General features: G+C 72.5%; 15 protein-coding genes and 1 pseudogene. 9 read left to right on the top strand and 7 right to left on the bottom strand.

What is annotated here, in order from left to right; all coding sequences use genetic code 11:
• Window positions 1-31 precede the first annotated feature (31 nt).
• A complete protein-coding gene (gene paaN / locus IE247_RS02700) occupies window positions 32-1,708 on the bottom strand; it encodes a phenylacetic acid degradation protein PaaN (RefSeq protein WP_190121180.1) in 1,677 nt (558 codons plus the stop codon).
• A 123-nt stretch (window positions 1,709-1,831) separates the two neighbouring features.
• On the opposite strand from paaN, the gene IE247_RS02695 reads away from it, so the two are divergent.
• Together IE247_RS02695 and IE247_RS02690 are read left to right on the top strand one after the other, a co-directional pair.
• The gene (locus IE247_RS02695) at window positions 1,832-3,400 is read left to right on the top strand and encodes a 3-hydroxyacyl-CoA dehydrogenase (RefSeq protein ID WP_190121179.1); all 1,569 of its coding nucleotides are present in this window, start codon (window positions 1,832-1,834) and stop codon (window positions 3,398-3,400) included.
• A complete protein-coding gene (locus IE247_RS02690) occupies window positions 3,397-3,999 on the top strand; it encodes a TetR/AcrR family transcriptional regulator (protein WP_190121178.1) in 603 nt (200 codons plus the stop codon). The genes IE247_RS02695 and IE247_RS02690 overlap by 4 nt, the downstream gene beginning before the upstream one ends.
• Window positions 4,000-4,067: 68 nt before the next feature.
• Here IE247_RS02690 and IE247_RS02685 read toward each other — a convergent pair whose 3' ends face one another.
• Window positions 4,068-4,667, bottom strand: a complete 600-nt coding sequence (locus IE247_RS02685) for an Lrp/AsnC family transcriptional regulator (protein WP_373305491.1) — start codon at window positions 4,665-4,667, stop codon at window positions 4,068-4,070.
• Window positions 4,668-4,833: 166 nt separating this feature from the next.
• Between IE247_RS02685 and pdhA the strand changes: the two genes are divergently transcribed.
• The 5 genes from pdhA to IE247_RS02660 all read left to right on the top strand — a co-directional run bounded on the left by pdhA (window position 4,834) and on the right by IE247_RS02660 (window position 11,098).
• Window positions 4,834-5,961 carry a pyruvate dehydrogenase (acetyl-transferring) E1 component subunit alpha gene (gene pdhA / locus IE247_RS02680; protein WP_190121176.1) on the top strand — a complete coding sequence of 376 codons (1,128 nt, stop codon included), beginning with the start codon at window positions 4,834-4,836 and terminating at the stop codon, window positions 5,959-5,961.
• The gene (locus tag IE247_RS02675; RefSeq protein WP_190121175.1) at window positions 5,958-6,980 is read left to right on the top strand and encodes an alpha-ketoacid dehydrogenase subunit beta; all 1,023 of its coding nucleotides are present in this window, start codon (window positions 5,958-5,960) and stop codon (window positions 6,978-6,980) included. Before pdhA ends, IE247_RS02675 begins: the two co-directional genes overlap by 4 nt.
• Before the next feature lies 1 nt (window position 6,981).
• Window positions 6,982-8,448 carry a dihydrolipoamide acetyltransferase family protein gene (locus IE247_RS02670; protein ID WP_190121174.1) on the top strand — a complete coding sequence of 489 codons (1,467 nt, stop codon included), beginning with the start codon at window positions 6,982-6,984 and terminating at the stop codon, window positions 8,446-8,448.
• A gap of 116 nt (window positions 8,449-8,564) precedes the next feature.
• On the top strand, window positions 8,565-9,488 hold the full coding sequence (locus IE247_RS02665) for an NTP transferase domain-containing protein (protein ID WP_190121173.1): 924 nt from the start codon (window positions 8,565-8,567) through the stop codon (window positions 9,486-9,488).
• A complete protein-coding gene (locus IE247_RS02660) occupies window positions 9,485-11,098 on the top strand; it encodes a molybdopterin molybdotransferase MoeA (protein ID WP_190121172.1) in 1,614 nt (537 codons plus the stop codon). Before IE247_RS02665 ends, IE247_RS02660 begins: the two co-directional genes overlap by 4 nt.
• 7 nt (window positions 11,099-11,105) lie before the next feature.
• On the opposite strand, the gene IE247_RS02655 is transcribed toward IE247_RS02660, so the two are convergent.
• On the bottom strand, window positions 11,106-12,218 hold the full coding sequence (locus tag IE247_RS02655) for a potassium channel family protein (RefSeq protein ID WP_190121171.1): 1,113 nt from the start codon (window positions 12,216-12,218) through the stop codon (window positions 11,106-11,108).
• A 183-nt stretch (window positions 12,219-12,401) separates the two neighbouring features.
• Here IE247_RS02655 and IE247_RS02650 point away from each other — a divergent pair.
• Both IE247_RS02650 and IE247_RS02645 read left to right on the top strand, forming a co-directional pair.
• Window positions 12,402-13,073, top strand: a pseudogene (locus tag IE247_RS02650) (potassium channel family protein); the annotation flags it as partial.
• Between the two features lie 56 nt (window positions 13,074-13,129).
• Entirely contained in the window at window positions 13,130-14,110 is a 981-nt protein-coding gene (locus IE247_RS02645) for an NAD(P)H-quinone oxidoreductase (RefSeq protein WP_190121170.1), read from the top strand.
• Window positions 14,111-14,229: 119 nt separating this feature from the next.
• On the opposite strand, the gene IE247_RS02640 is transcribed toward IE247_RS02645, so the two are convergent.
• The 4 genes from IE247_RS02640 to IE247_RS02625 all read right to left on the bottom strand — a co-directional run bounded on the left by IE247_RS02640 (window position 14,230) and on the right by IE247_RS02625 (window position 19,551).
• A complete protein-coding gene (locus tag IE247_RS02640; RefSeq protein WP_190121169.1) occupies window positions 14,230-14,772 on the bottom strand; it encodes a bacterial proteasome activator family protein in 543 nt (180 codons plus the stop codon).
• A 116-nt stretch (window positions 14,773-14,888) separates the two neighbouring features.
• Window positions 14,889-17,759, bottom strand: a complete 2,871-nt coding sequence (locus IE247_RS02635; protein WP_190121168.1) for an ABC transporter permease — start codon at window positions 17,757-17,759, stop codon at window positions 14,889-14,891.
• The gene (locus IE247_RS02630; protein WP_190121167.1) at window positions 17,756-18,526 is read right to left on the bottom strand and encodes an ABC transporter ATP-binding protein; all 771 of its coding nucleotides are present in this window, start codon (window positions 18,524-18,526) and stop codon (window positions 17,756-17,758) included. Before IE247_RS02630 ends, IE247_RS02635 begins: the two co-directional genes overlap by 4 nt.
• 326 nt (window positions 18,527-18,852) lie before the next feature.
• The gene (locus tag IE247_RS02625) at window positions 18,853-19,551 is read right to left on the bottom strand and encodes a PadR family transcriptional regulator (protein WP_190121166.1); all 699 of its coding nucleotides are present in this window, start codon (window positions 19,549-19,551) and stop codon (window positions 18,853-18,855) included.
• Between the last annotated feature and the right edge of the window lie 70 nt (window positions 19,552-19,621).

The raw sequence follows: 19,621 nt of genomic DNA, 5'->3' as shown, positions 1-19,621 counted from the left end.
CGCCCACCCGCCGAATCGCCCACCCGCCGCGTCAGGCCTGGCGGCGGACCTCGATCACCCGGAAACGGCCCGCGACGAAGGCCCCGTCGCACAGTGCCGCGTTCGCCGCGGGATTGCCGCCGGAGCCGTGGAAGTCGGAGAACGCGGCGGTCTGGTTGACGTACACCCCGCCGGTCAGATTCAGCGAGAGCTGCGCCGACTCCTCCAGACAGACCTCCTCGACCGCCCGCTCCACCTCGGGCGAGGTGGTGTACGCGCCCACCGTCATCGCCCCCTTGTCGCGGATCGTGCGCCGCAGCAGCTCCAGGGCCCCGGCCGTCGAGTCCACGGCGACCGCGAAGGAGACCGGGCCGAAGCACTCGCTCAGATACACCGCGTCCGGATCGGTCTTGCCGCCGTCGAGCTTCACGATCACCGGGGTGCGCACCACGGCGTCGGGGAACTCCGGGTTGGCGATCTCCCGGGAGGGCAGCGCCACCTCGCCCAGCTCCGAAGCGCCCTCCAGCCGGCTCCGCACCTCCGGATTGACCAGCGCGCCCAGCAGGGCATTGGCCCGGGCGTCGTCGCCGAGCAGACCGCCGACGGCGGCCGCGAGATCGGCCACCACCCGGTCGTACGGCACCGGACCCGCCTCGGTGGCGATGCCGTCCCGGGGGATCAGCAGATTCTGCGGGGTGGTGCACATCTGGCCGCTGTACAGGGAGAGCGAGAAGGCCAGATTGGAGAGCATCCCCCGGTAGTCGTCGGTGGAGTCGATCACGACCGTGTTGACGCCGGCCTTCTCGGTGTAGACCTGCGCCTGACGGGCGTTGGCCTCCAGCCACTCGCCGAACGCGGTGGAGCCCGTGTAGTCGATGATCTTGATTTCGGGGCGGACGGCCAGCTCCTTGGCGATGCCCTCGCCGGGGCGCTCGGCAGCCAGACACACCAGATTCGGGTCGAAGCCGGCCTCGGCGAGCACCTCGCGGGCCGTCCGGACGGTCAGCGCGAGCGGCAGCACCGCGCGGGGGTGCGGCTTGACCAGCACCGGATTGCCGGTGGCCAGGGAGGCGAAGAGCCCGGGATAGCCGTTCCACGTGGGGAAGGTGTTGCAGCCGATGACCAGGGCGACACCCCGCCCGGCGGTGGTGAAGGACTTCCGCAGCTTCAGCGGATCGCGCTTGCCCTGGGGCTTGGACCAGTCGGCTGCCTCCGGGACGCGGGTCTGCTCCGCGTAGGCGTAGGCCACGGCCTCCAGGCCGCGGTCCTGCGCGTGCGGACCGCCCGCCTGGAACGCCATCATGAACGCCTGTCCGCTGGTGTGCATCACGGCCTGCGCGAACTCATGGGTGCGGGCGCTGATCCGGGCGAGGATCTCCAGACAGACCAGGGCACGCGACTCCGGGCCCGCCTCGCGCCAGGCCGCCGTCCCCGCGCGCATCGCGGGAAGGAGCACGTCCGGATCGGGGCGCGGATACTCGATGCCCAGCTCGATGCCGTACGGCGAGACCTCGCCGCCGGTCCAGCCGTCGGTGCCGGGCTGGTCCAGCTCGAAGCGGGTGGAGCGCAGGGCCTCGAAGGCGGCGAGACCGTCGGCAGGCGCGCTCTCGCCGTACGCCTTGGGATGCTCGGGGTGGGGGGACCAGTAGGCGCGGGTGCGGATCGCTTCAAGAGCCTGGTCGAGTGTCGGCCGGTGGCTCTCGGTCAGCCGGGTCTCGGTCAGCTGCATGGCGGACCAACTCCTCGTCGAGCTGGGCAGGGACGGAAGGACAGAGTTAGAGTAACCGAACGATCGGTCGGGACAAGGGGGCCTGTCAAACCTGTGGAAAACTCATCCGGGAGGATCACTCCCATGAACACCGGCGCCGTGGAGCAGAACACCGACGCCCTCCGGGGCAGGGCCATCGACCCCGACCGCGTCGTCGCGGTCGTCGGCGCCGGGGCCATGGGGCAGGGCATCGCCCAGGTCGCCCTGGTCGCGGGCCATCCCGTACGGCTCCACGACACCCTGCCCGGCCGCGCCGGCGAGGCCGCCGAAGCGATCGGCGCGCGGCTGGACCGGCTGGTGACCAAGGGCCGGATGACCGCCGCCGCCCGGGACGCGGCCCGCGCCCGGCTGCATCCCGCGGCGGGCCTCGCCGAGCTGTCCGACGCGGCCCTCGTCATCGAGGCCGTCGTGGAACAGCTCTCCGTCAAGCAGGAGTTGTTCCGCGAACTGGAGGGCGTCGTCTCCGACGACTGCCTCCTCGCCACCAACACCTCCTCCCTCTCCGTCACGGCCGTCGGCGGCGTCCTGAGCCGCCCCGGCCGCTTCCTCGGACTCCACTTCTTCAACCCGGCCCCGCTGCTCCCGCTGGTGGAGGTCGTCAGCTCCGCCGCCACCGGAGCCGATGCCGCGCGCTGTGCCCTGGCGACGGTCACGGCCTGGGGCAAGACCCCGGTGAGCTGCGCCGATCTGCCCGGATTCATCGTCAACCGGATAGCCAGGCCCTTCTACGCGGAGGCCTTCGCGCTCCTGGAGGACAAGGTCGCCGACCCCGCGACCCTGGACGCGGTCCTGCGCGAGAGCGGCGGCTTCCGGATGGGCCCCTTCGAACTGACCGATCTGATCGGCCAGGACGTCAATGAGGCCGTCACCCGCTCGGTGTGGGAATCCTTCTTCCGGAGCCCGAAATTCCTCCCCTCACTGCCCCAGCGGCGGCTGGTCGAGGCCGGCTCGCTCGGCCGCAAGTCGGGCCGGGGCTGGTACGACTACGCGGACGGCGCCGAGCGCCCCCGGCCGCACACGGCGGCCCCCGCGGCCCCTCCCGCGTACGTCGTCGCCGAGGGCGACCTCGACCCCGCGCCCGGACTGCTGGAGCTGATCGCCGAATCCGGTGTCACCCTGCGCCGGGAGCCGGAGGACGAGGGCACCCGGCTGATCCTGCCGAGCGGCGGGCAGCTGGTGCCCGTCGACGGCCAGACCTCCACCGAGTACCGCGACGTCGTCTACTTCGATCTGGCCCTCGACTACCGCGCCGCCACCCGGATCGCGCTCAGCGCCGCGCCGCACACCGGCGAGCGCACTCTTCAGGAGGCCGTCGGCCTCTTCCAGGCCCTCGGCAAGAAGGTCAGCGTCATCAAGGACGCCCCCGGCATGATCGTGGCCCGTACGGTCGCGATGCTGATCGACCTCGCCACCGACGCCGTCGCCAAGGGCGTCGCCACCGAGGAGGACATCGACACCGCGATGCGACTCGGCGTCAACTACCCCGTAGGCCCCCTCGAATGGAACCGGAAGCTCCCCCTGGGGTACGCCCACGAGCTGCTGGAATCGATCGACGAGCGGGTGCCGGGCGGCCGTTACGCCCCCGGCCTGGCGCTTTTCCTGCACACACACGGCTTGGCCCCTGACGGAGAAGGATCGGACCCGGACTCATGACTGCCGCAAAGCGGGACGCCTACACGCCGGACACTCTGCTGAACGTCGCCGTGCGCGTCTTCAACGAACGCGGCTACGACGGCACCTCCATGGAGCATCTCTCCCAGGCCGCCGGTATCTCCAAGTCGTCCATCTACCACCATGTCGCGGGCAAGGAGGAGCTGCTGCGGCGCGCCGTGAGCCGGGCGCTGGACGCGCTCTTCGCGGTCCTGGAGGAGCCGGGGGCGGTGCGGGGGCGGGCCGTCGAGCGCATCGAGTACGTCACCCGGCGCACCGTGGAGGTGCTGATGGCCGAACTCCCGCATGTGACGCTGCTGCTGCGGGTGCGGGGCAACACGGAGACCGAGCGGTGGGCGATGGAGCGCCGCCGGGAGTTCGACCAGCGCGTCGCCGATCTGCTGAAGGCGGCGGCCGCCGACGGCGACCTCCGCGCGGACGTGGACATCCGGCTGGCGACCAGGCTGCTCTTCGGCATGGTGAACTCCCTGGTGGAGTGGTACCGGCCGCACCCCGGCGGCGGCCAGGACGACGATCAGCTGGCCGAGACGGTGGTCCGGCTGGCCTTCGACGGGCTGCGCACGGCTCCCCAGGGCCCATGAGCCCCCGAGGGGCCTCCCCGGCCGCGCCGGGACGCGCCGGGAGGCTCACGGGGGCCGCGGGCCCGCGATCACTGCGGATCGGCCTCCGGGACGGCGGGGGCCGGATGGAGGTCGGTCTCCTCGAAGACCAGCAGGGTACGGGTGGACAGCACCTCGGGGATGGAGTGGATCCTGGTCAGGACCAGCTCCCTCAGGGTGCGGTTGTCCGGGGTGTGCACCAGCAGAAGGACATCGAAATCGCCGCTGACCAGCGCGATGTGCGCGGCCCCCGGCAGCGCCTGCAACTGCTCGCGGACCGTCCGCCAGGAGTTCTGCACGATCTTGAGCGTGATGTAGGCGGAGGCCCCCTGACCGGCCCGTTCATGGTTGACGCGGGCGCCGAAACCTCGGATGACGCCGTCGTCGATGAGCCGGTTGATCCGGGCGTAGGCATTGGCGCGCGAGACATGGACCCGCTCGGCGACGGCCCGTACGGAGGCCCGCCCCTCCGACTGGAGAATGCGCAGGATGTCGCGGTCGATGGCGTCCAGGGCCCGGGGCTGCTGAGCCTGCACCGGGAAGGGATCCGCTCTGTTCAGGGCGGGATCCGCCCTGGCCGGGGGCGGCTCGGCCCGATCGGCGCAGCCCTCGTCGAGAAATCCGTTCTCGGCCATTTGTTCAGGACTCATATCCCCCCGCCTCCCTGGCATGGACGACCTGTGCCCACTACAGGCTGTGGAGAACCGTTTGTCCACAGGCTGAAGCCGCCTGTAGCCAAAATGCGTCCACGACCGAACAATCGGTAGGTGAGGCGCGCCACATTTCCGGCCGCCCACTCCACGCTCCCACGAGGAGGTGCTCGCTTTGAGAGCCGTCGCCCACCGGCCCACCCCGCCCCCGGCCTGGCAGCCCCGCACCGACCCCGCGCCACTGCTTCCCGACGCCGAGCCCCACCGGCTGCTCGGCACGGACGCGATGGCGGGCGCAGACCCCGAGCTGCTGCTCTCGCTCTACGACCGACTGGTCCTCGGCCGCAGATTCAACACCCAGGCGACCGCGCTGACGAAGCAGGGCCGGCTCGCCGTCTATCCGTCGAGCACCGGCCAGGAGGCCTGCCAGGTCGCCGCCGCGCTCGCGCTGGAGCGGCGCGACTGGCTCTTCCCCAGCTATCGCGACACCCTCGCCGCCGTCACCCGGGGCATGGACCCGGTGCGTGTGCTGACCCTGCTGCGCGGCGACTGGCACACCGGGTACGACCCGTACGAGCACCGTGTCGCGCCCCTGTCCACCCCGCTCGCCACCCAGCTTCCCCACGCGGTGGGGCTGGCGCACGCGGCCCGGCTCAAGGGGGACGACGTCGTCGCGCTCGCCCTGGTCGGCGACGGCGGCACCAGCGAGGGCGACTTCCACGAGGCGCTGAATTTCGCCGCCGTCTGGCGCGCCCCGGTCGTCTTCCTCGTCCAGAACAACGGCTTCGCGATCTCCGTGCCGCTCGCCAAGCAGACCGCGGCCCCGTCCCTCGCCCACAAGGCCGTGGGGTACGGGATGCCCGGCCGGCTGGTCGACGGAAACGACGCCCCGGCCGTGCACCAGGTCGTCTCCGAGGCTCTGGCCCGTGCCAGGAGCGGCGGGGGCCCGACGCTGATCGAGGCGGTGACCTACCGCATCGAGGCCCATACGAACGCCGACGACGCCACCCGCTACCGGGAGGAGCCCGAGGTCGAGCTGTGGCGCCGGCACGACCCGATCCTTCTGCTGGAGCGGGAGCTGACCGGGCGCGGGCTGCTGGACGAGGACCGCAGGCGGTCCGCCGCCGACGCCGCCGAGGCGATGGCCGCCGAGCTGCGCGAGCGGATGAACGCCGATCCGGTCCTCGACCCCATGGATCTGTTCGCGCATGTGTACGCGGAGAAGACCGGCCAGCTGCGGGAGCAGAGCGAGCTGCTGCGGGCCGAGCTGACGGCGGAGGGAGAGACGCGATGACTCCGGCGACGACCGAGGCCCGGGCCGCCGCGAAGCCCGCGACCATGGCCCAGGCGCTCAAGCGGGCGATGCGCGACGCGATGGCCGAGGACCCGTCCGTCCATGTCCTCGGCGAGGACGTGGGCACCCTCGGCGGAGTCTTCCGGATCACGGACGGGCTCGCCGCCGAGTTCGGCGACGACCGCTGCACGGACACCCCGCTGGCGGAGGCGGGCATCCTCGGAGCCGCCGTCGGCATGGCGATGTACGGGCTGCGGCCGGTCGTGGAGATGCAGTTCGACGCCTTCGCCTATCCGGCGTTCGAGCAGCTGATCAGCCATGTCGCCCGGATGCGGAACCGCACCCGGGGCCGGATGCCGCTGCCGATCACGGTCCGGGTGCCGTACGGCGGGGGCATCGGCGGCGTCGAGCACCACAGCGACTCGTCCGAGGCGTACTACATGGCGACCCCGGGGCTCCAGGTCGTCACCCCCGCCACGGTCGAGGACGCCTACGGGCTGCTCAGGGCCGCCATCGCCGCGGACGATCCAGTGGTCTTCCTGGAGCCCAAGCGGCTCTACTGGTCGAAGTCGTCCTGGTCGCCGACGGCCCCGGCGAAGGTGCCGCCGCTGGGCCGGGCCGTGGTCCGCCGCCCCGGGACGGGGGCCACCCTGATCACCTACGGGCCCTCGCTGCCGGTCTGTCTGGAGGCGGCCGAGGCGGCCGCCGCCGAGGGCTGGGACCTGGAAGTGGTCGATCTGCGCTCGCTCGTCCCCTTCGACGACGAGACGGTCTGCGCCTCGGTGCGGCGCACCGGGCGCGCGGTGGTCGTCCATGAGTCCACGGGCTTCGGCGGACCCGGGGGAGAGATCGCCGCCAGGGTCACCGAGCGGTGCTTCCACCACCTGGAGGCACCGGTGCTGAGAGTCGCCGGTTTCGACATTCCCTATCCGCCGCCCATGCTGGAGCGGCACCATCTCCCGGGAGTGGACCGGGTGCTGGACGCGGTGGCGCGGTTGCAGTGGGAGGCGGAGAGCTGAAATGGCACAGGTGCTGGAGTTCAGGCTGCCCGATCTCGGTGAGGGACTGACCGAGGCGGAGATCGTGCGCTGGCTGGTGGCGGTGGGCGATGTCGTCGCCGTCGACCAGCCCGTCGTCGAGGTGGAGACGGCGAAGGCGATGGTGGAGGTGCCCTGCCCGTACGCGGGGGTGGTCACCGCCCGCTTCGGCGAGGAGGGCGGCGAACTCCCGGTCGGGGCACCCCTGCTGACCGTGGCGGTGGGGGCGTCGGACGGCACAGCCGGGGATTCCCCCGGCGGCGCGGCGAGCGGCTCGGAGCAGGCCGGGGCGGCTCTCCCGGGCCCCGCCTCCGACGGCTCCGTCTCCTCGGGGGCGGCGGTCAACGGCTCGACGGCGAGTGAGACCTCGGGGAATGTGCTGGTCGGCTATGGGACGGGAGCGCCCGCGGCCAGACGCCGCAGGATCCGGCCCGGCACGGCGGCGCTCGACGCCGCCGAGGCCCTGGCACAGGAGGACGACGACGATGGGCAGTGCGGGCCCGTGCCCGTCATCTCGCCCCTCGTGCGCCGGCTCGCGAGAGAACACGGCCTGGATCTGCGGCAGCTCGCCGGCTCGGGCCCGGACGGTCTGATCCTGCGCGCCGACGTCGAGTACGCCATGCGGGCGGCCGGTCTGGCGGCCCGCCCGGGGCCCCCGGGCCCGCCCGCGTCCCGGACGCCGCCCCGGCCCGCTCCGGTCGCCACCCCCCAGGCCCCGGCCGGGCGGGGCGCCCCACCGCGTTCCGTGCCCGCCTCCCCGGGAGGCGAACGGATCCCGTTGCGCGGGGTGCGCGGCGCGATGGCGGCCAAGCTGTCCCGCAGCCGCACCGAGATACCCGACGCCACCTGCTGGGTCGACGCCGACGCGACCGAACTGATGGCCGCGCGCACCGCGATGAACGCGGTGGGCGGGCCGAAGATCTCGCTCGTCGCCCTGTTCGCCCGCATCTGCACGGCGGCGCTCGCCCGGCACCCCGAGCTGAACTCCACGGTGGACCTGGCCGCCGGAGAGATCGTGCGCCTCCCCGAGGTGCATCTCGGGTTCGCCGCGCAGACCGAGCGCGGTCTGGTCGTGCCGGTGGTGAAGGACGCGCACCGGCGCTCCGTCGAATCGCTGAGTGAGGAGTTCGCCCGGCTCACCGAGGCTGCCCGGCACTCCGCCCTCACCCCGGGGGATCTGACCGGCGGCACCTTCACCCTGAACAACTACGGGGTGTTCGGCGTCGACGGCTCCACACCGATCATCAACCACCCCGAGGCGGCCATGCTCGGGATCGGCCGGATCGTGCCCAAGCCCTGGGTGCACCGGGGCGAGCTGGCCGTGCGTCAGGTCGTGCAGCTCTCGCTCACCTTCGACCACCGGGTCTGCGACGGCGGCACGGCCGGCGGATTCCTCCGCCATGTCGCGGACTGCGTCGAACAGCCCGCGGTGCTGCTGCGCGGTCTCTGAAGGCCCCCCGCCGGACCGTCCGGGCGGGACCCCACGCCGCCCGGCCGGTTCCCCGTGGGCCGCCCGCACTCCGGGCGGCCCGCGGTTTCCTTCAAGGGCACGGCCATACTGCGGACATGACCGCGACACACCGCACCGACCCCCTGGAAACCCCCGACCACGACGCCGTGGTGCTCGCCGGGGGCGAGGCGAAACGGCTGGGCGGGGCCGACAAGCCGGGGCTGACCGTCGGCGGGCGGTCCCTGCTCGACCGGGTGCTCGCGGCCTGCCGGGGCGCGGGCGAGACCGTGGTCGTCGGCGGACGGCGGCCCACCGCCCGGCCCGTCGTCTGGACCTGGGAGAACCCGCCGGGCGGCGGCCCGCTCGCCGCGCTGGACGCCGGGGTGCGCGGGCTCCGCGCGGAGTCGGAGACCGTTCTCGTCCTCTCCGCCGATCTGCCCTTCCTCGGGGAGCCGACGGTACGGCGGCTGCTGGCCGCCCTCTCCGCCGGTGAGCACGAGGCGGTGCTGCTCACCGACGCCGAGGGGCGCGACCAGCCGCTGGTGGCCGCCTATCGGACCGAGCCGCTCCGCCGTGAGCTGGCGCTGCTCGCGACCGAGTACGGAACGCTGGCGGGGCTGCCGCTCCGGCTGCTGCCGCAGGAGCTGGACATCGCCCGTGTCGCCGCGGAGCCGGACGCGTCCTTCGACTGCGACACCTGGGCCGACCTCGCCGCCGCCAGGGCCCGGATCAGGGAGCATGGAAACGTGCTGGATGAATGGATCACCGCGGTCAAGGACGAACTCGGAATCGAGCTCGACGTCGACACCCATCTGCTGCTCGATCTCGCCCGGGACGCGGCGCACGGTGTGGCCCGCCCGGCCGCGCCGCTGACCACCTTCCTGGTGGGGTACGCGGCGGCGGCCGCCGCCGCGGGACAGGGCCCGGAAGCGGTCGCCGACGCCGCCCGCAAGGCCGCGGCGCTCGCCCGGCGCTGGGAGGCGGAGACCGGCACGGCCGGCCCGGAGGGCTCCGGCCCGGGACGGACGGACCTCGGATGACCGCCACGGACCGCCCGGACGGGACACGGATCCGGAGCCCCCGCAAGACCGCCGCCGCGAAGGAGCCGGCCCGGGCCCGGGCCAAGGCGTCCGCCGCGCCGCCGGGCGGCCAGGACCCCGTCGTACCGGACGGGCCGCCCGCCAAGCCCCCCGGCGGCCGGGCGCGGAAGGCCGTGGGACCCGATCCCGCCGCTACCCGCGCACAGGGCTCCGGCGGCTCCGGCGAACCGGCGGAGGACTGGGACGCCGACGGGGTGGCGGAGGCGCTGGCGCTGGTCAGCGGGGACCACCGGCGGAACGGGACCGCTAACGGCCCCGCGCGCTCCCCGGAGGGGCCGGAGAAGCCCGAGAAGCCGGAACGGCACGGCGCGACCGCCTGGCCCGAGGCGCGGGCGCTGGCCGCCCGGATCGGCCTCGAAGCCCGGATCCGCACCGTCCGGGTACCGCTGGAGCAGGCGCTCGGCCGGGTCCTCGGCGAACCTCTCACCGCCCTCTGCGACCTGCCCTCGTTCGACACCTCCGCGATGGACGGCTGGGCCGTCGCCGGGCCGGGCCCCTGGGCCGTACGGGACGGCGACACGATCCTCGCCGGGCGCGGCGTCCCGCTGCCGCTGGAGGACGGCACGGCGGTACGGATCGCCACCGGCGCGCGCATCCCGCCGGAGGCCACCGCCGTGGTCCGGGGCGAGCACGCCCGTACGGACGAGGGGCAGCGGCTGCTGCACGCGCGGCGGGCGGTGCTCCAGGGGCAGGACATCCGCCCCCGGGGCCAGGAGTGCCGCTCGGGCGACCGGCTCCTGCCCGCCGGGACCGTGGTCACGCCCGCCGTACTGGGACTGGCCTCCGCCGCCGGCTACGACGAACTGGACATCGTCCCCCGGCCCCGGGTCGAGGTGCTGATCCTCGGGGACGAGCTGCTCACCGAGGGGCTTCCGCACGAAGGGCTCATCCGCGACGCCCTGGGGCCGATGATCGGGCCCTGGCTGACCGCGCTGGGGGCCGAGGTCATCGCCACCCGGCGGCTCGGGGACGACGCCCGGGCCCTCCACCGGGCCGTCACCGCCTCGACCGCGGATCTCGTCCTCACCACCGGCGGCACGGCCGCCGGTCCCGTCGACCACGTCCACCCCGTGCTGAGCCGGGCGGGGGCCGAGCTGCTCATCGACTCGGTCGCGGTGCGGCCGGGACACCCCATGCTGCTGGCCGCCCTCGCCCCCCGGGGCGGAACCGGCGAGAGCCGTTCTGCGAGCCGTTTCCTGGTCGGGCTGCCCGGTAACCCTCTGGCGGCCGTTTCCGGCCTTCTCACGCTGGCCGAGCCGCTGCTGCGGGGCCTGCTGGGGCTGCCGGACCGGCAGCCGTACCGGGTGCCGGTCGAGGGCGAGGTCCACGGCCATCCCCGGGACACCCGGCTGGTGCCCTTCGTCCACCGTGACGAACGGCTGCTGCCGCTGCGCTACGGAGGGCCTGCCATGCTGCGGGGCATCGCCGCCGCCGACGGGCTCGCGGCGGTGCCTCCCGGCGGCGCGGGCCCCGGCGGCGAACTGGAGGTGCTGGAGCTGCCCTGGCCGCCCGGGACCCCCTCCGGCGCGGTCGTGAGGTGTTTCACGTGAAACAGGCTCAGTAACCGGTCTCCTCACGGCTGATGGTGATCAGCCGGTCGCCGAACTGGAGGCGGGAACACTCGGGATCGGCGTAGTCCAGCATCTTCTTCCGGCGCACCACGGCCACCACCAGATCCGTGCACTCACGGGGGGAGCGGCCGACCTCGGTCTTGGTCACGGAGCGCTCCGTGAGGTTGAGCCCGCTGCCCCGGGTCATCAGGTCCTCAAGGGTGTCGGCGACATGCGGGCTGGCCATCGACACCCCGAGCAGCCGTCCCGCCGAGCTGGAGCTGGTGACCACGGTGTCCGCGCCGGACTGCTTCAGCAGCGGCACGTTCTCGTCCTCACGGACGGCGACCACGATGGAGGCGCGCCGGTTGAGCTGCCGGGCGGTGAGCGTGACCAGGGTGGCGGTGTCGTCCCGCTGCGGGGCGATGATCACCCTGGCGGCTCGCTGGAGCTCGGCCTTGAGGAGGGTCTTGGAGCGGGTGGCGTCGCCGAGGACCGACACCAGTCCGTCGGCGCTCGCCGCTTCGACCGCCTTCTGCTGCGGATCGATCACGACGATCTTCTCTTTGGGAATGCCCTGACCGAGAAGGGTCTCGATCGAGTGCCGCCCCTTGGTCCCATATCCGACGACGATCACGTGATCGCGCATCCGGGAGCGCCAGCGGTGGACCCGGACCTGCTGGCGGGTGCGTTCGGTGAGCACTTCGAGCGTGGTGCCGACCAGAATGATCAGGAACACCACCCGCAAGGGCGTGATGATCAGGATATTCGTCAGCCGGGCGCCGTCGCTGACCGGTGCGATATCGCCGTATCCCGTGGTGGAGAGGGTGACGGTCGTGTAATAAGCGGCGTCGAGGAAGTCGACTTTCCCATCGGCGTTGTCGTTGTATCCGGCCCGGTCGAACCAGACCAGCAGCGTGGTCACGGTCAGCACCAGCAGGGCCATGGCCAGCCGCCTCAGCACCTGCTGGAGCGGCGGCACGGCGGCCTGCGCGGGCATGGTGATGGAGCGCCCGGCCTCCGCGTCGTCCCTGGCCTCGCCGTTCGACCGATTCCACAGAGAGAGCAGGATCGAGAACCTCCCTGCTGCCTTAGGCGGCGGTCGTCTCTCGTCCTTCATCGGATGTCCCCTTTTGGCGTCGTGGGTCGGTCTCGTTCATGGGCCGGTCGGTCGGCACGAGTGACCATGGTCGCCGATCCTTCGTCCGAACGCGGCCCCCGTCCGCCGTGTTGGAGGCTTTGGGGGTAGCTTCATTTCTCCGTGCGAGCGATCGTCACGCGCGCGGGTGGGATTTCGCAGAACCGCTGGAGGCTTCGCTTGCGCGAGCACACCGTCGTCGTGGGATTCGGCACAAAGGGCCGTTCCGCCATTCAGACGATGACCGCGACAGGTCTGAAAAAAGACCGGATCGTCATCATCGACCCCAGCAGCAAGGTGATCGACGCCGCCGTGGCCGAGGGCTTCACCGGCGTGATCGGCGACGCGACCCGCAGCGATGTGCTGATCAGGGCCGAGGTCCAGCGGGCCGGAAAGATCATCATCGCGACGCAGCGCGACGACACCGCGGTGCTGGTCGCGCTCACGGCCCGCCAGCTGAACCGCGAGGCGAAGATCGTCGCGGCGGTGCGGGAGGAGGAGAACGCGCCACTGCTGAGGCAGTCCGGCGCCGACGCCGTGATCACCAGCGCCAGCGCGGCGGGCCGGCTGCTGGGACTCTCCGTGCTCAGCCCCAGCGCGGGCGCGGTGATGGAGGATCTGATCCAGCAGGGCAGCGGGCTCGATCTGGTCGAGCGGCCGGTGATAAAGGCCGAGGTGGGACGGAGCGTCCGGGAGACGGACGACCTGGTGGTCAGCGTGCTGCGCGGACACCGGCTGATCGGCTACGACGACCCCGCCGCGAGCCCGCTCCAGCTGACGGACCGCCTGATCACCATCGTCCACGCGAGCGGCTCCACCCGCTCCGAGCGGGGCTGACGGCTCGGGCGACACGGGGCGCGGACGGTTTCCCGGCCGGGAGTAGCCTCGCCGCCATGCATGCCATCACCATTCCCGAACCCGGCGGTCCCGAGGCGCTCGTGTGGGCCGAGGTACCCGATCCCGTGCCCGGCCAGGGCGAGGTCCTGGTCGAGGTCGCGGCGAGCGCCGTCAACCGCGCCGATCTGCTCCAGCGGCAGGGCTTCTACGACCCGCCGCCGGGGGCGTCGCCCCATCCCGGTCTGGAGTGCTCGGGGCGGATCGCTGCACTGGGCCCCGGGGTCTTCGGCTGGGCCGTCGGCGACGAGGTGTGCGCACTCCTGTCGGGCGGCGGATACGCGCAGAAGGCCGTCGTACCGGCCGGACAGCTGCTCCCGGTGCCCCAGGGGGTGGATCTGGTCACCGCCGCCGCGCTTCCCGAGGTGACCGCGACCGTCTGGTCCAACGTTTTCATGATCGCGCATCTGCGGCCGGGCGAGACGGTCCTGATCCACGGCGGAGCGAGCGGCATCGGCACGATGGCGATCCAGCTCGCCAAGGCGGTGGGAGCGAGGGTCGCCGTCACGGCGGGCAGCCCCGAGAAGCTGGCGCGCTGCGCGGAGCTGGGCGCGGACATCCTGATCGACTACCGGCGGCAGGACTTCGTGGAAGAGCTGCGGAAGGCCACGGACGGCGCGGGCGCGGACGTCGTCCTCGACATCGTCGGCGCGAAGTATCTGGACCGCAACGTCCGGGCGCTCGCGGTCAACGGGCGGCTCGCGGTGATCGGTCTCCAGGGCGGCGTCAAGGGCGAACTGAACCTGGCGGCGCTGCTGGGCAAGCGCGCGGCGATCACCGCGACCTCGCTGCGGGGCCGGCCGCTGGGAGAGAAGGCCTCGATCGTGGCGGCGGTGCGCGAGCATGTGTGGCCGCTGATCGAGGGCGGCCGGGTACGCCCGGTGGTGGACCGGGTGCTGGAGCTGAGGGAGGCGGCGGAGGCACATCGGGTGCTGGAGTCCGGCGCGCCGGTGGGGAAGGTGCTCCTCAAGACCGGCTGACGGCCCCCGTCACGCACAGGGGCCCGTCACGCGCCGGACCGCGTCACGCGCCGGGGGCCGGACCGGGCGTTCGCCCCGTCCGGCCCCCGGCCCGTCGTCATCGGTCCCGCGGCCGGGGCCTACAGATACGGGCCCGAGCGGATCGCCCCGTGCTGCGGGTGGTCGTCGTCCTCGTGACCGCTGCCCGGAGGCAGCGCGCGGCGCATCTGCTCCAGCTGTGCGCGGGCCGCCATCTGCTGGGCGAACAGAGCCGTCTGAATGCCGTGGAAGAGACCTTCCAGCCACCCCACCAGCTGGGCCTGGGCGATCCGGAGTTCGGCCTCCGAGGGCACCGCCTCGTCGGTGAAGGGGAGGGAGAGACGCTCCAGCTCCTCCACCAGCTCCGGCGCGAGGCCGTCCTCCAGCTCCTTGACCGAGCTGGCGTGGATCTCCTTCAGCCGGACCCGGCTCGCCTCGTCCAGAGGAGCCGCCCTGACCTCCTCCAGCAGCTGCTTGATCATGCTGCCGATGCGCATGACCTTCGCCGGCTGCTCGACCATCTCCGTCACCGGGATCTCGCGCGGCTCACTGTCACCGGCACCGCCGCCGAGCGCCATTCCGTCCTGACCCACTACCAGTACGTGGGGGCTCTCCTGCGACCGTTCATTCCTCGGCATCTCCATGCGGTCATTCTCTCGCACATCCGAGCCGCGCAGGGGTGTGCCCCCGAACGAGAATGATCACCTCGTACGGGGGCACAAAAGCGCGGACTGTGCCGCAAAGGCGGTCTACCGCCGGATTACGACGCCTCGCGCCGGGCCAGCGCCCCGCGCGAGCGGGTCACCAGCGCCGCCAGCAGCGCCGCGCCGACCGGGACCGCGATCAGCAGCGCGAGCAGCGTCGTCCAGGGCAGGACGATCGGGACGAACGGCGCGTCCGCGGCGGTGACATAGCCCTGGTCGAGGGATTCCTCGAACCACTTCATCTTCTCCCGCCGATTGGCGAGCCGCAGCCCGATCGCCGGCAGAATGCCCGCCGCCGAGCCGAGCACCACACCCATCGTGGCGACCACCCCGCACTGGAACCCGCTGAGAGTTCTGCGCACCCTGGGCGGCGCGCCGACCGCCGCCAGCGTCTTCAGATCGGCCTCGGCGTCGGCCTGGGAGAGCCCTGTGGCGATGCCCGCCGCACCGATGGTGATCAGTCCGGCGAAGATGGCCAGCGCCAGCAGGACGAGGTCGTTCTCGGCGGTGTAGCCGTCCTCGATCATCAGGCTGGGGTCGGAGCCGGTCTTGGCGATCTCGCCGTCGAGTCGCTGGCGCTCCTCGCTGCTGGGCATCCGGTCCGTGGAGTAGTACGCGCCGTACGGGAGCGTGTCGATGCCCGCGGCCTTCGCCGCGGCGGCCGGCATGATCAGCGGGATGCCCCAGGAGTTCGCGCTCTCGGGCATCTTGTACGCGGCGAAGGACTTGACCCTGCCGGGAGCCGGCTCGCTCTTCGCCTGGGCCTCGGAGGCCGCCTTGACGTCGGTGATCAGCCGGATGTCGATCTCGTCCTCGGCATTGACATGGCTCCGCTTGAAGGCGAGGACCTTCCCGTCCGCCAGCGCCTTCTCGGCTGCCGGGTCCTCGATGCCGAGGACCTTCAGCAGTCTGGCGTCGGCGACCGTGACATCGAGTCCGTTGCCGTAGCTGTCGGAGTTCTGGCACCGCCAGTCCTTGGCGAGCTTCTGCTTCTGTTCCTTGCTGTACTTGGTGGACGGGTCCTCGTCCGGCCGGGCCGGATCGGTGTACCAGAGCGGGCACTCATTGGCGCGCGGGGTGAGCACCGTGTAGCTCCCGCACTCCGGCTTCTCATAGCCCCAGCCGTCGTACAGCGAGCAGTTGGGGCTGCCCACCGAGAGCCGGTCCAGATCGGCCCGCACATCGACCGGGAGCATCTTCTGCACGGTGGAGCGCAGCCCCGGGACGTCCCGGGCGCCACCCGCCTCGCCGACGAACAGGGAGACGGAGCTGTGCGGCATCGAGGGCTGGTACGCGGCCCTCTCCTCGGCCTCCGCACTCGCCTGGTAGGTCGCCACCGTGACCGTTCCGGCGACCGCCGCGAGCACGGCGGCCACCGCCGGGGCCGTGCGCCCCCGGTTGCGCACCGCGTCCCGCAGCGCGAGCCGGGGCGAGAGCGGCAGCAGACCGCCGAGCCGGCCGAAGAGCCCCACCAGGGTGGGGGTGAGCGCGACGATCCCCAGCTCGGCGATGACGCTGCCGCCGCCGACCAGCAGCGCCTGCTCCGACATCAGCGCGCCGTAGAGCGCGATCGCCACGCCCAGGACCACGGCGATCAGACCGATCACCGGCAGTACCCGGTTGCTCTTGCGGACGCCGCGACGGCCCGTCAGGGAGACCAGCACGGGCTGCCGTGAGGCGGTGATGGCCGGCACCAGGGCGGCCATCACCCCGGTGACCACGGCGAGCAGCGCGATGGCGAGAAGCTCCAGCGGCCGGATGTCGAAGTGGCCGAAGCGGGCCCCCACGAAGTCCTCCAGCAGCGGCCGCAGGGCCAGGGTGAGCGCGATGCCCAGGACGGTGCCGATCACCGCGGCGGCAGCGCCGATCACCAGGCCGCCGGAGAGGACGATGGCGCGGATGTGCCTGCGGTCGCCGCCGTTGGCCCCGACCAGACCGAGCTGACGGCGCGAACGCCGGGCGCCGACCGCGAAGGCCGGTCCGGCCAGCAGACAGATCTCCAGCAGGGCCAGCGCGACCACGGTGCCGATCGTGGCGAAGATGATGGCGTCCTGCCCCTGCCCGGAACCGCTCGCCCAGTTGTCGCTCTGGAAAAGCGGCACGGCGGAGTCCGGCGGCGGGTTCAGAATGACGGAACGGGACTCGACCACCACGCCCTTGGCGTTGGTCTCCTTGACCATGTTCCACGTGAAACCGCCGGAGAGCTTCACCAGGTAGGTGGTGTCGCTCCCGGTGGTGGGCAGCTTGTGCTTCTTCAAGGACTTGTCGAGCGGCGCGACGAGGGCCCCGGGGAGCGCGACGACCTCGTCGGTCTTGAGCGCCTGGGGAAGCTCGTACGAGCCCACCACGGTGTACTCGCGGTCGAGATGGTGGGCGGTGAGCCTGGAGCCCACCTTCAGACCGCTGTTCTTCAGGAAGTAGTCGGTCGCGACGACCTCGTCGGCCTTCCGCGGGAAGCGTCCGCCGGTCAGCGACAGCATCCCCTTGACCATCGGGTCCGCCGCCCGGACCTCTCGGATCTGGGTGTTCAGCAGACCGTGTTCGGTGCGCAGTTTGGCCCGGCCGGCGGTGTCGGTCAGTACCTCCGCCCCCGGGGGCAGCGTCTTGGTGACATCGGTCCGGCCCTGCGGGTAGGGCTTGTCGTCGAAGTCGCCCACCGCGGAGTGGGTCTGGGAGTCGGGGGCCTGCATGACCGGCTCGCCGCCGGTCGAGGCGTCGCGGACCCGGGCGTCCGCCTGTCCCATCTCCCGTTCGAGTTCCTGCCCGGCGGAGAGTTCGTGGCTGCGGATCGTCAGATCCGCCGCGCTCACACCGATGATGGGCAGCGCGATCATCGCCAGGACGAGGAAGCTGCGTCCTTTGGCGCGCCAGGCGTCGCGGCGGGCGATGCGGATCGCCGCCCGCCAGGAGTGGTACCAGGTCTTCACAGTTCGGCCGCCCGGCCGGAGAGCAGCGAGTCCGCGTTGCCGCGCACCGTCTGGTCGACCACGGATCCGTCGCGGAGGAAGACCACCCGGTCGGCCCAGGCGGCGAAGCGCGGCTCGTGGGTGACGAGGATGGCGGCGGCTCCCGCGTCGCAGCGGGCGCGCAGCAGGGCGAGCACGGACTCGCCGGTCTCGGAGTCCAGCGCGCCGGTCGGCTCGTCCGCGAGGACCAGCCGGCGGTCGCCCACCAGGGCGCGGGCGATGGCGACGCGCTGCTGCTGGCCGCCCGACATCTCGTCCGGGAAGCGGTCGGCGAGATGCTGGAGGTCCATCTCGGCGAGGGCGGCGAGGGCCTCCACCCGGGCCTTGCGGGCCGGGACGCCGTCCAGTTCGCGGGGGAGGGAGACATTCTCCGCGGCGGTCAGCGCCGGTATGAGGTTGTAGTCCTGGAAGACATAGCCGATGCTTCGGCGGCGCATCGCGGCGAGCGTCTTCCGGTCGGCGCTGGTGATGTCGGTGTTCTCGACGATGACCTTGCCGGAGGTGGGGGAGTCCAGACCGCCCGCGATGGTGAGCAGCGTGGACTTGCCGGAGCCCGACGGGCCCATGACGGCGACGAGTTCGCCCGGGAAGACATCCAGATTGATGCCGCGCAGGGCGTGCACCTCGGTGGCTCCGCTCCCGTGCACACGGGCCAGTTGCTGGAGTTGCAGTACGGGCTGCTGTGATTGCTGAGGTTGTAGTGGCTGCTGAGCCGTGTAATCGGACATGGGAGGGTCCCCCTCGGACTGATGGACTGAGCGGTGTGTGGCACGGGCCGTGTTCGCGAGCCGTGTTCGCGGGCCGGGGCAGGGATCGCCGCGCGGCGGGGGCCGGGCCGCCCGGTCGGCGGGCGGTCCCGAAGTCTGAGCCGGCCCGGCCGGAGCGGAAGCCGTGAGCCGGAGCCGTGAGCCGAAGCTGCGGGCCGGGCCGGGCCGGGTCCGGGGCCGGATCGCCGATCCGGTCCCCGGGCCCATGGCCCCGGTCCTGAGCGGTCGGGCCGGGACTCCCCCGCCCGGTCGAAGCGCTCGGGGAGAGCGCACCGGGCGGGGGCGGTTCAGCTGGTGCGGCGGGTGGCGGCGGACCCGGATCCGGATCCGGATCCGCCTGAGGACAGCGCGGAGGCTGAGGGAGACTCGTCGGCCCCGGGCGGGTCCGGCCGGGTCTCCGGCGGCGCGGCGGTCGACCGCTCCGCGGCTCTCCGCCCGGTCACGGCGGCCAGCCGGAGGAGCCGTACCTCACAGTGGTCGAGCCAGCGCGCCTCGGCCTCGGTCTGGAAGATCAGCTGTTCCAGGACGAGCAGCCAGGCCACGTCGTCCCGTTCCCCCGAGCCCCCGCTCTCGATCGAGAGCAGGGCCTGAGCCTTGAGCCGGGTGTAGTCCTGCATCGCCTTCACGGTGTGGTGGCGCTGCGACTGGATGACGGAGCGGATGTCCACGCCGGGCGCGCCGACCGCCATCGCGAGCTTGATGGCCAGCTCGTCGCGCGGCGGACTGCTCCGGTCCACGGGGGACCTGAACCAGTTCCGCAGTTCGGCGCGGCCGGCCTCGGTGATCGCGTACAGCGCGTGCCCCGCCTCGTCCTCCCCGCCCTGCGCGACCATGCCGTCGCGTTCGAGCCGGTTGAGGGTCGTGTACACCTGGCCGACGTTGAGCGGCCAGGTCGCTCCCGTGCGCGATTCGAACTCCGTGCGGAGCTGCGAGCCGTAGCGCGGGCCTTCTTCAAGGAGGGCGAGGAGCCCGTGACGGATGGACATACCGAGTATGTATACCGGGTATGCCGTGAGTCGTTCAACCGCCGGGAGACGGATCTCGCCAGGTCCGCCC

Source organism: Streptomyces inusitatus, from assembly GCF_014651115.1.
GTDB classification, from domain to species: Bacteria; Actinomycetota; Actinomycetes; order Streptomycetales; family Streptomycetaceae; genus Streptomyces; species Streptomyces amakusaensis.
The sequence above is the reverse complement of the archived record's forward strand: the minus strand, read 5'-3'. Positions and strand labels throughout refer to the sequence as shown.

Excerpts from the sequence above, each read along its gene's own strand:
- IE247_RS02690 (WP_190121178.1), top strand. The coding sequence starts at position 3,397 with ATGACTGCCGCAAAGCGGGACGCCTACACGCCGGACACTCTGCTGAAC.
- IE247_RS02695 (WP_190121179.1), top strand. The coding sequence starts at position 1,832 with ATGAACACCGGCGCCGTGGAGCAGAACACCGACGCCCTCCGGGGCAGG.
- IE247_RS02675 (WP_190121175.1), top strand. The coding sequence starts at position 5,958 with ATGACTCCGGCGACGACCGAGGCCCGGGCCGCCGCGAAGCCCGCGACC.
- IE247_RS02645 (WP_190121170.1), top strand. The coding sequence starts at position 13,130 with ATGCATGCCATCACCATTCCCGAACCCGGCGGTCCCGAGGCGCTCGTG.
- IE247_RS02660 (WP_190121172.1), top strand. The coding sequence starts at position 9,485 with ATGACCGCCACGGACCGCCCGGACGGGACACGGATCCGGAGCCCCCGC.
- IE247_RS02625 (WP_190121166.1), bottom strand. The coding sequence starts at position 19,551 with ATGTCCATCCGTCACGGGCTCCTCGCCCTCCTTGAAGAAGGCCCGCGC.
- IE247_RS02685 (WP_373305491.1), bottom strand. The coding sequence starts at position 4,667 with ATGAGTCCTGAACAAATGGCCGAGAACGGATTTCTCGACGAGGGCTGC.
- IE247_RS02655 (WP_190121171.1), bottom strand. The coding sequence starts at position 12,218 with ATGAAGGACGAGAGACGACCGCCGCCTAAGGCAGCAGGGAGGTTCTCG.
- IE247_RS02640 (WP_190121169.1), bottom strand. The coding sequence starts at position 14,772 with ATGGAGATGCCGAGGAATGAACGGTCGCAGGAGAGCCCCCACGTACTG.
- IE247_RS02630 (WP_190121167.1), bottom strand. The coding sequence starts at position 18,526 with ATGTCCGATTACACGGCTCAGCAGCCACTACAACCTCAGCAATCACAG.
- IE247_RS02665 (WP_190121173.1), top strand. The coding sequence starts at position 8,565 with ATGACCGCGACACACCGCACCGACCCCCTGGAAACCCCCGACCACGAC.
- paaN (WP_190121180.1), bottom strand. The coding sequence starts at position 1,708 with ATGCAGCTGACCGAGACCCGGCTGACCGAGAGCCACCGGCCGACACTC.
- IE247_RS02670 (WP_190121174.1), top strand. The coding sequence starts at position 6,982 with ATGGCACAGGTGCTGGAGTTCAGGCTGCCCGATCTCGGTGAGGGACTG.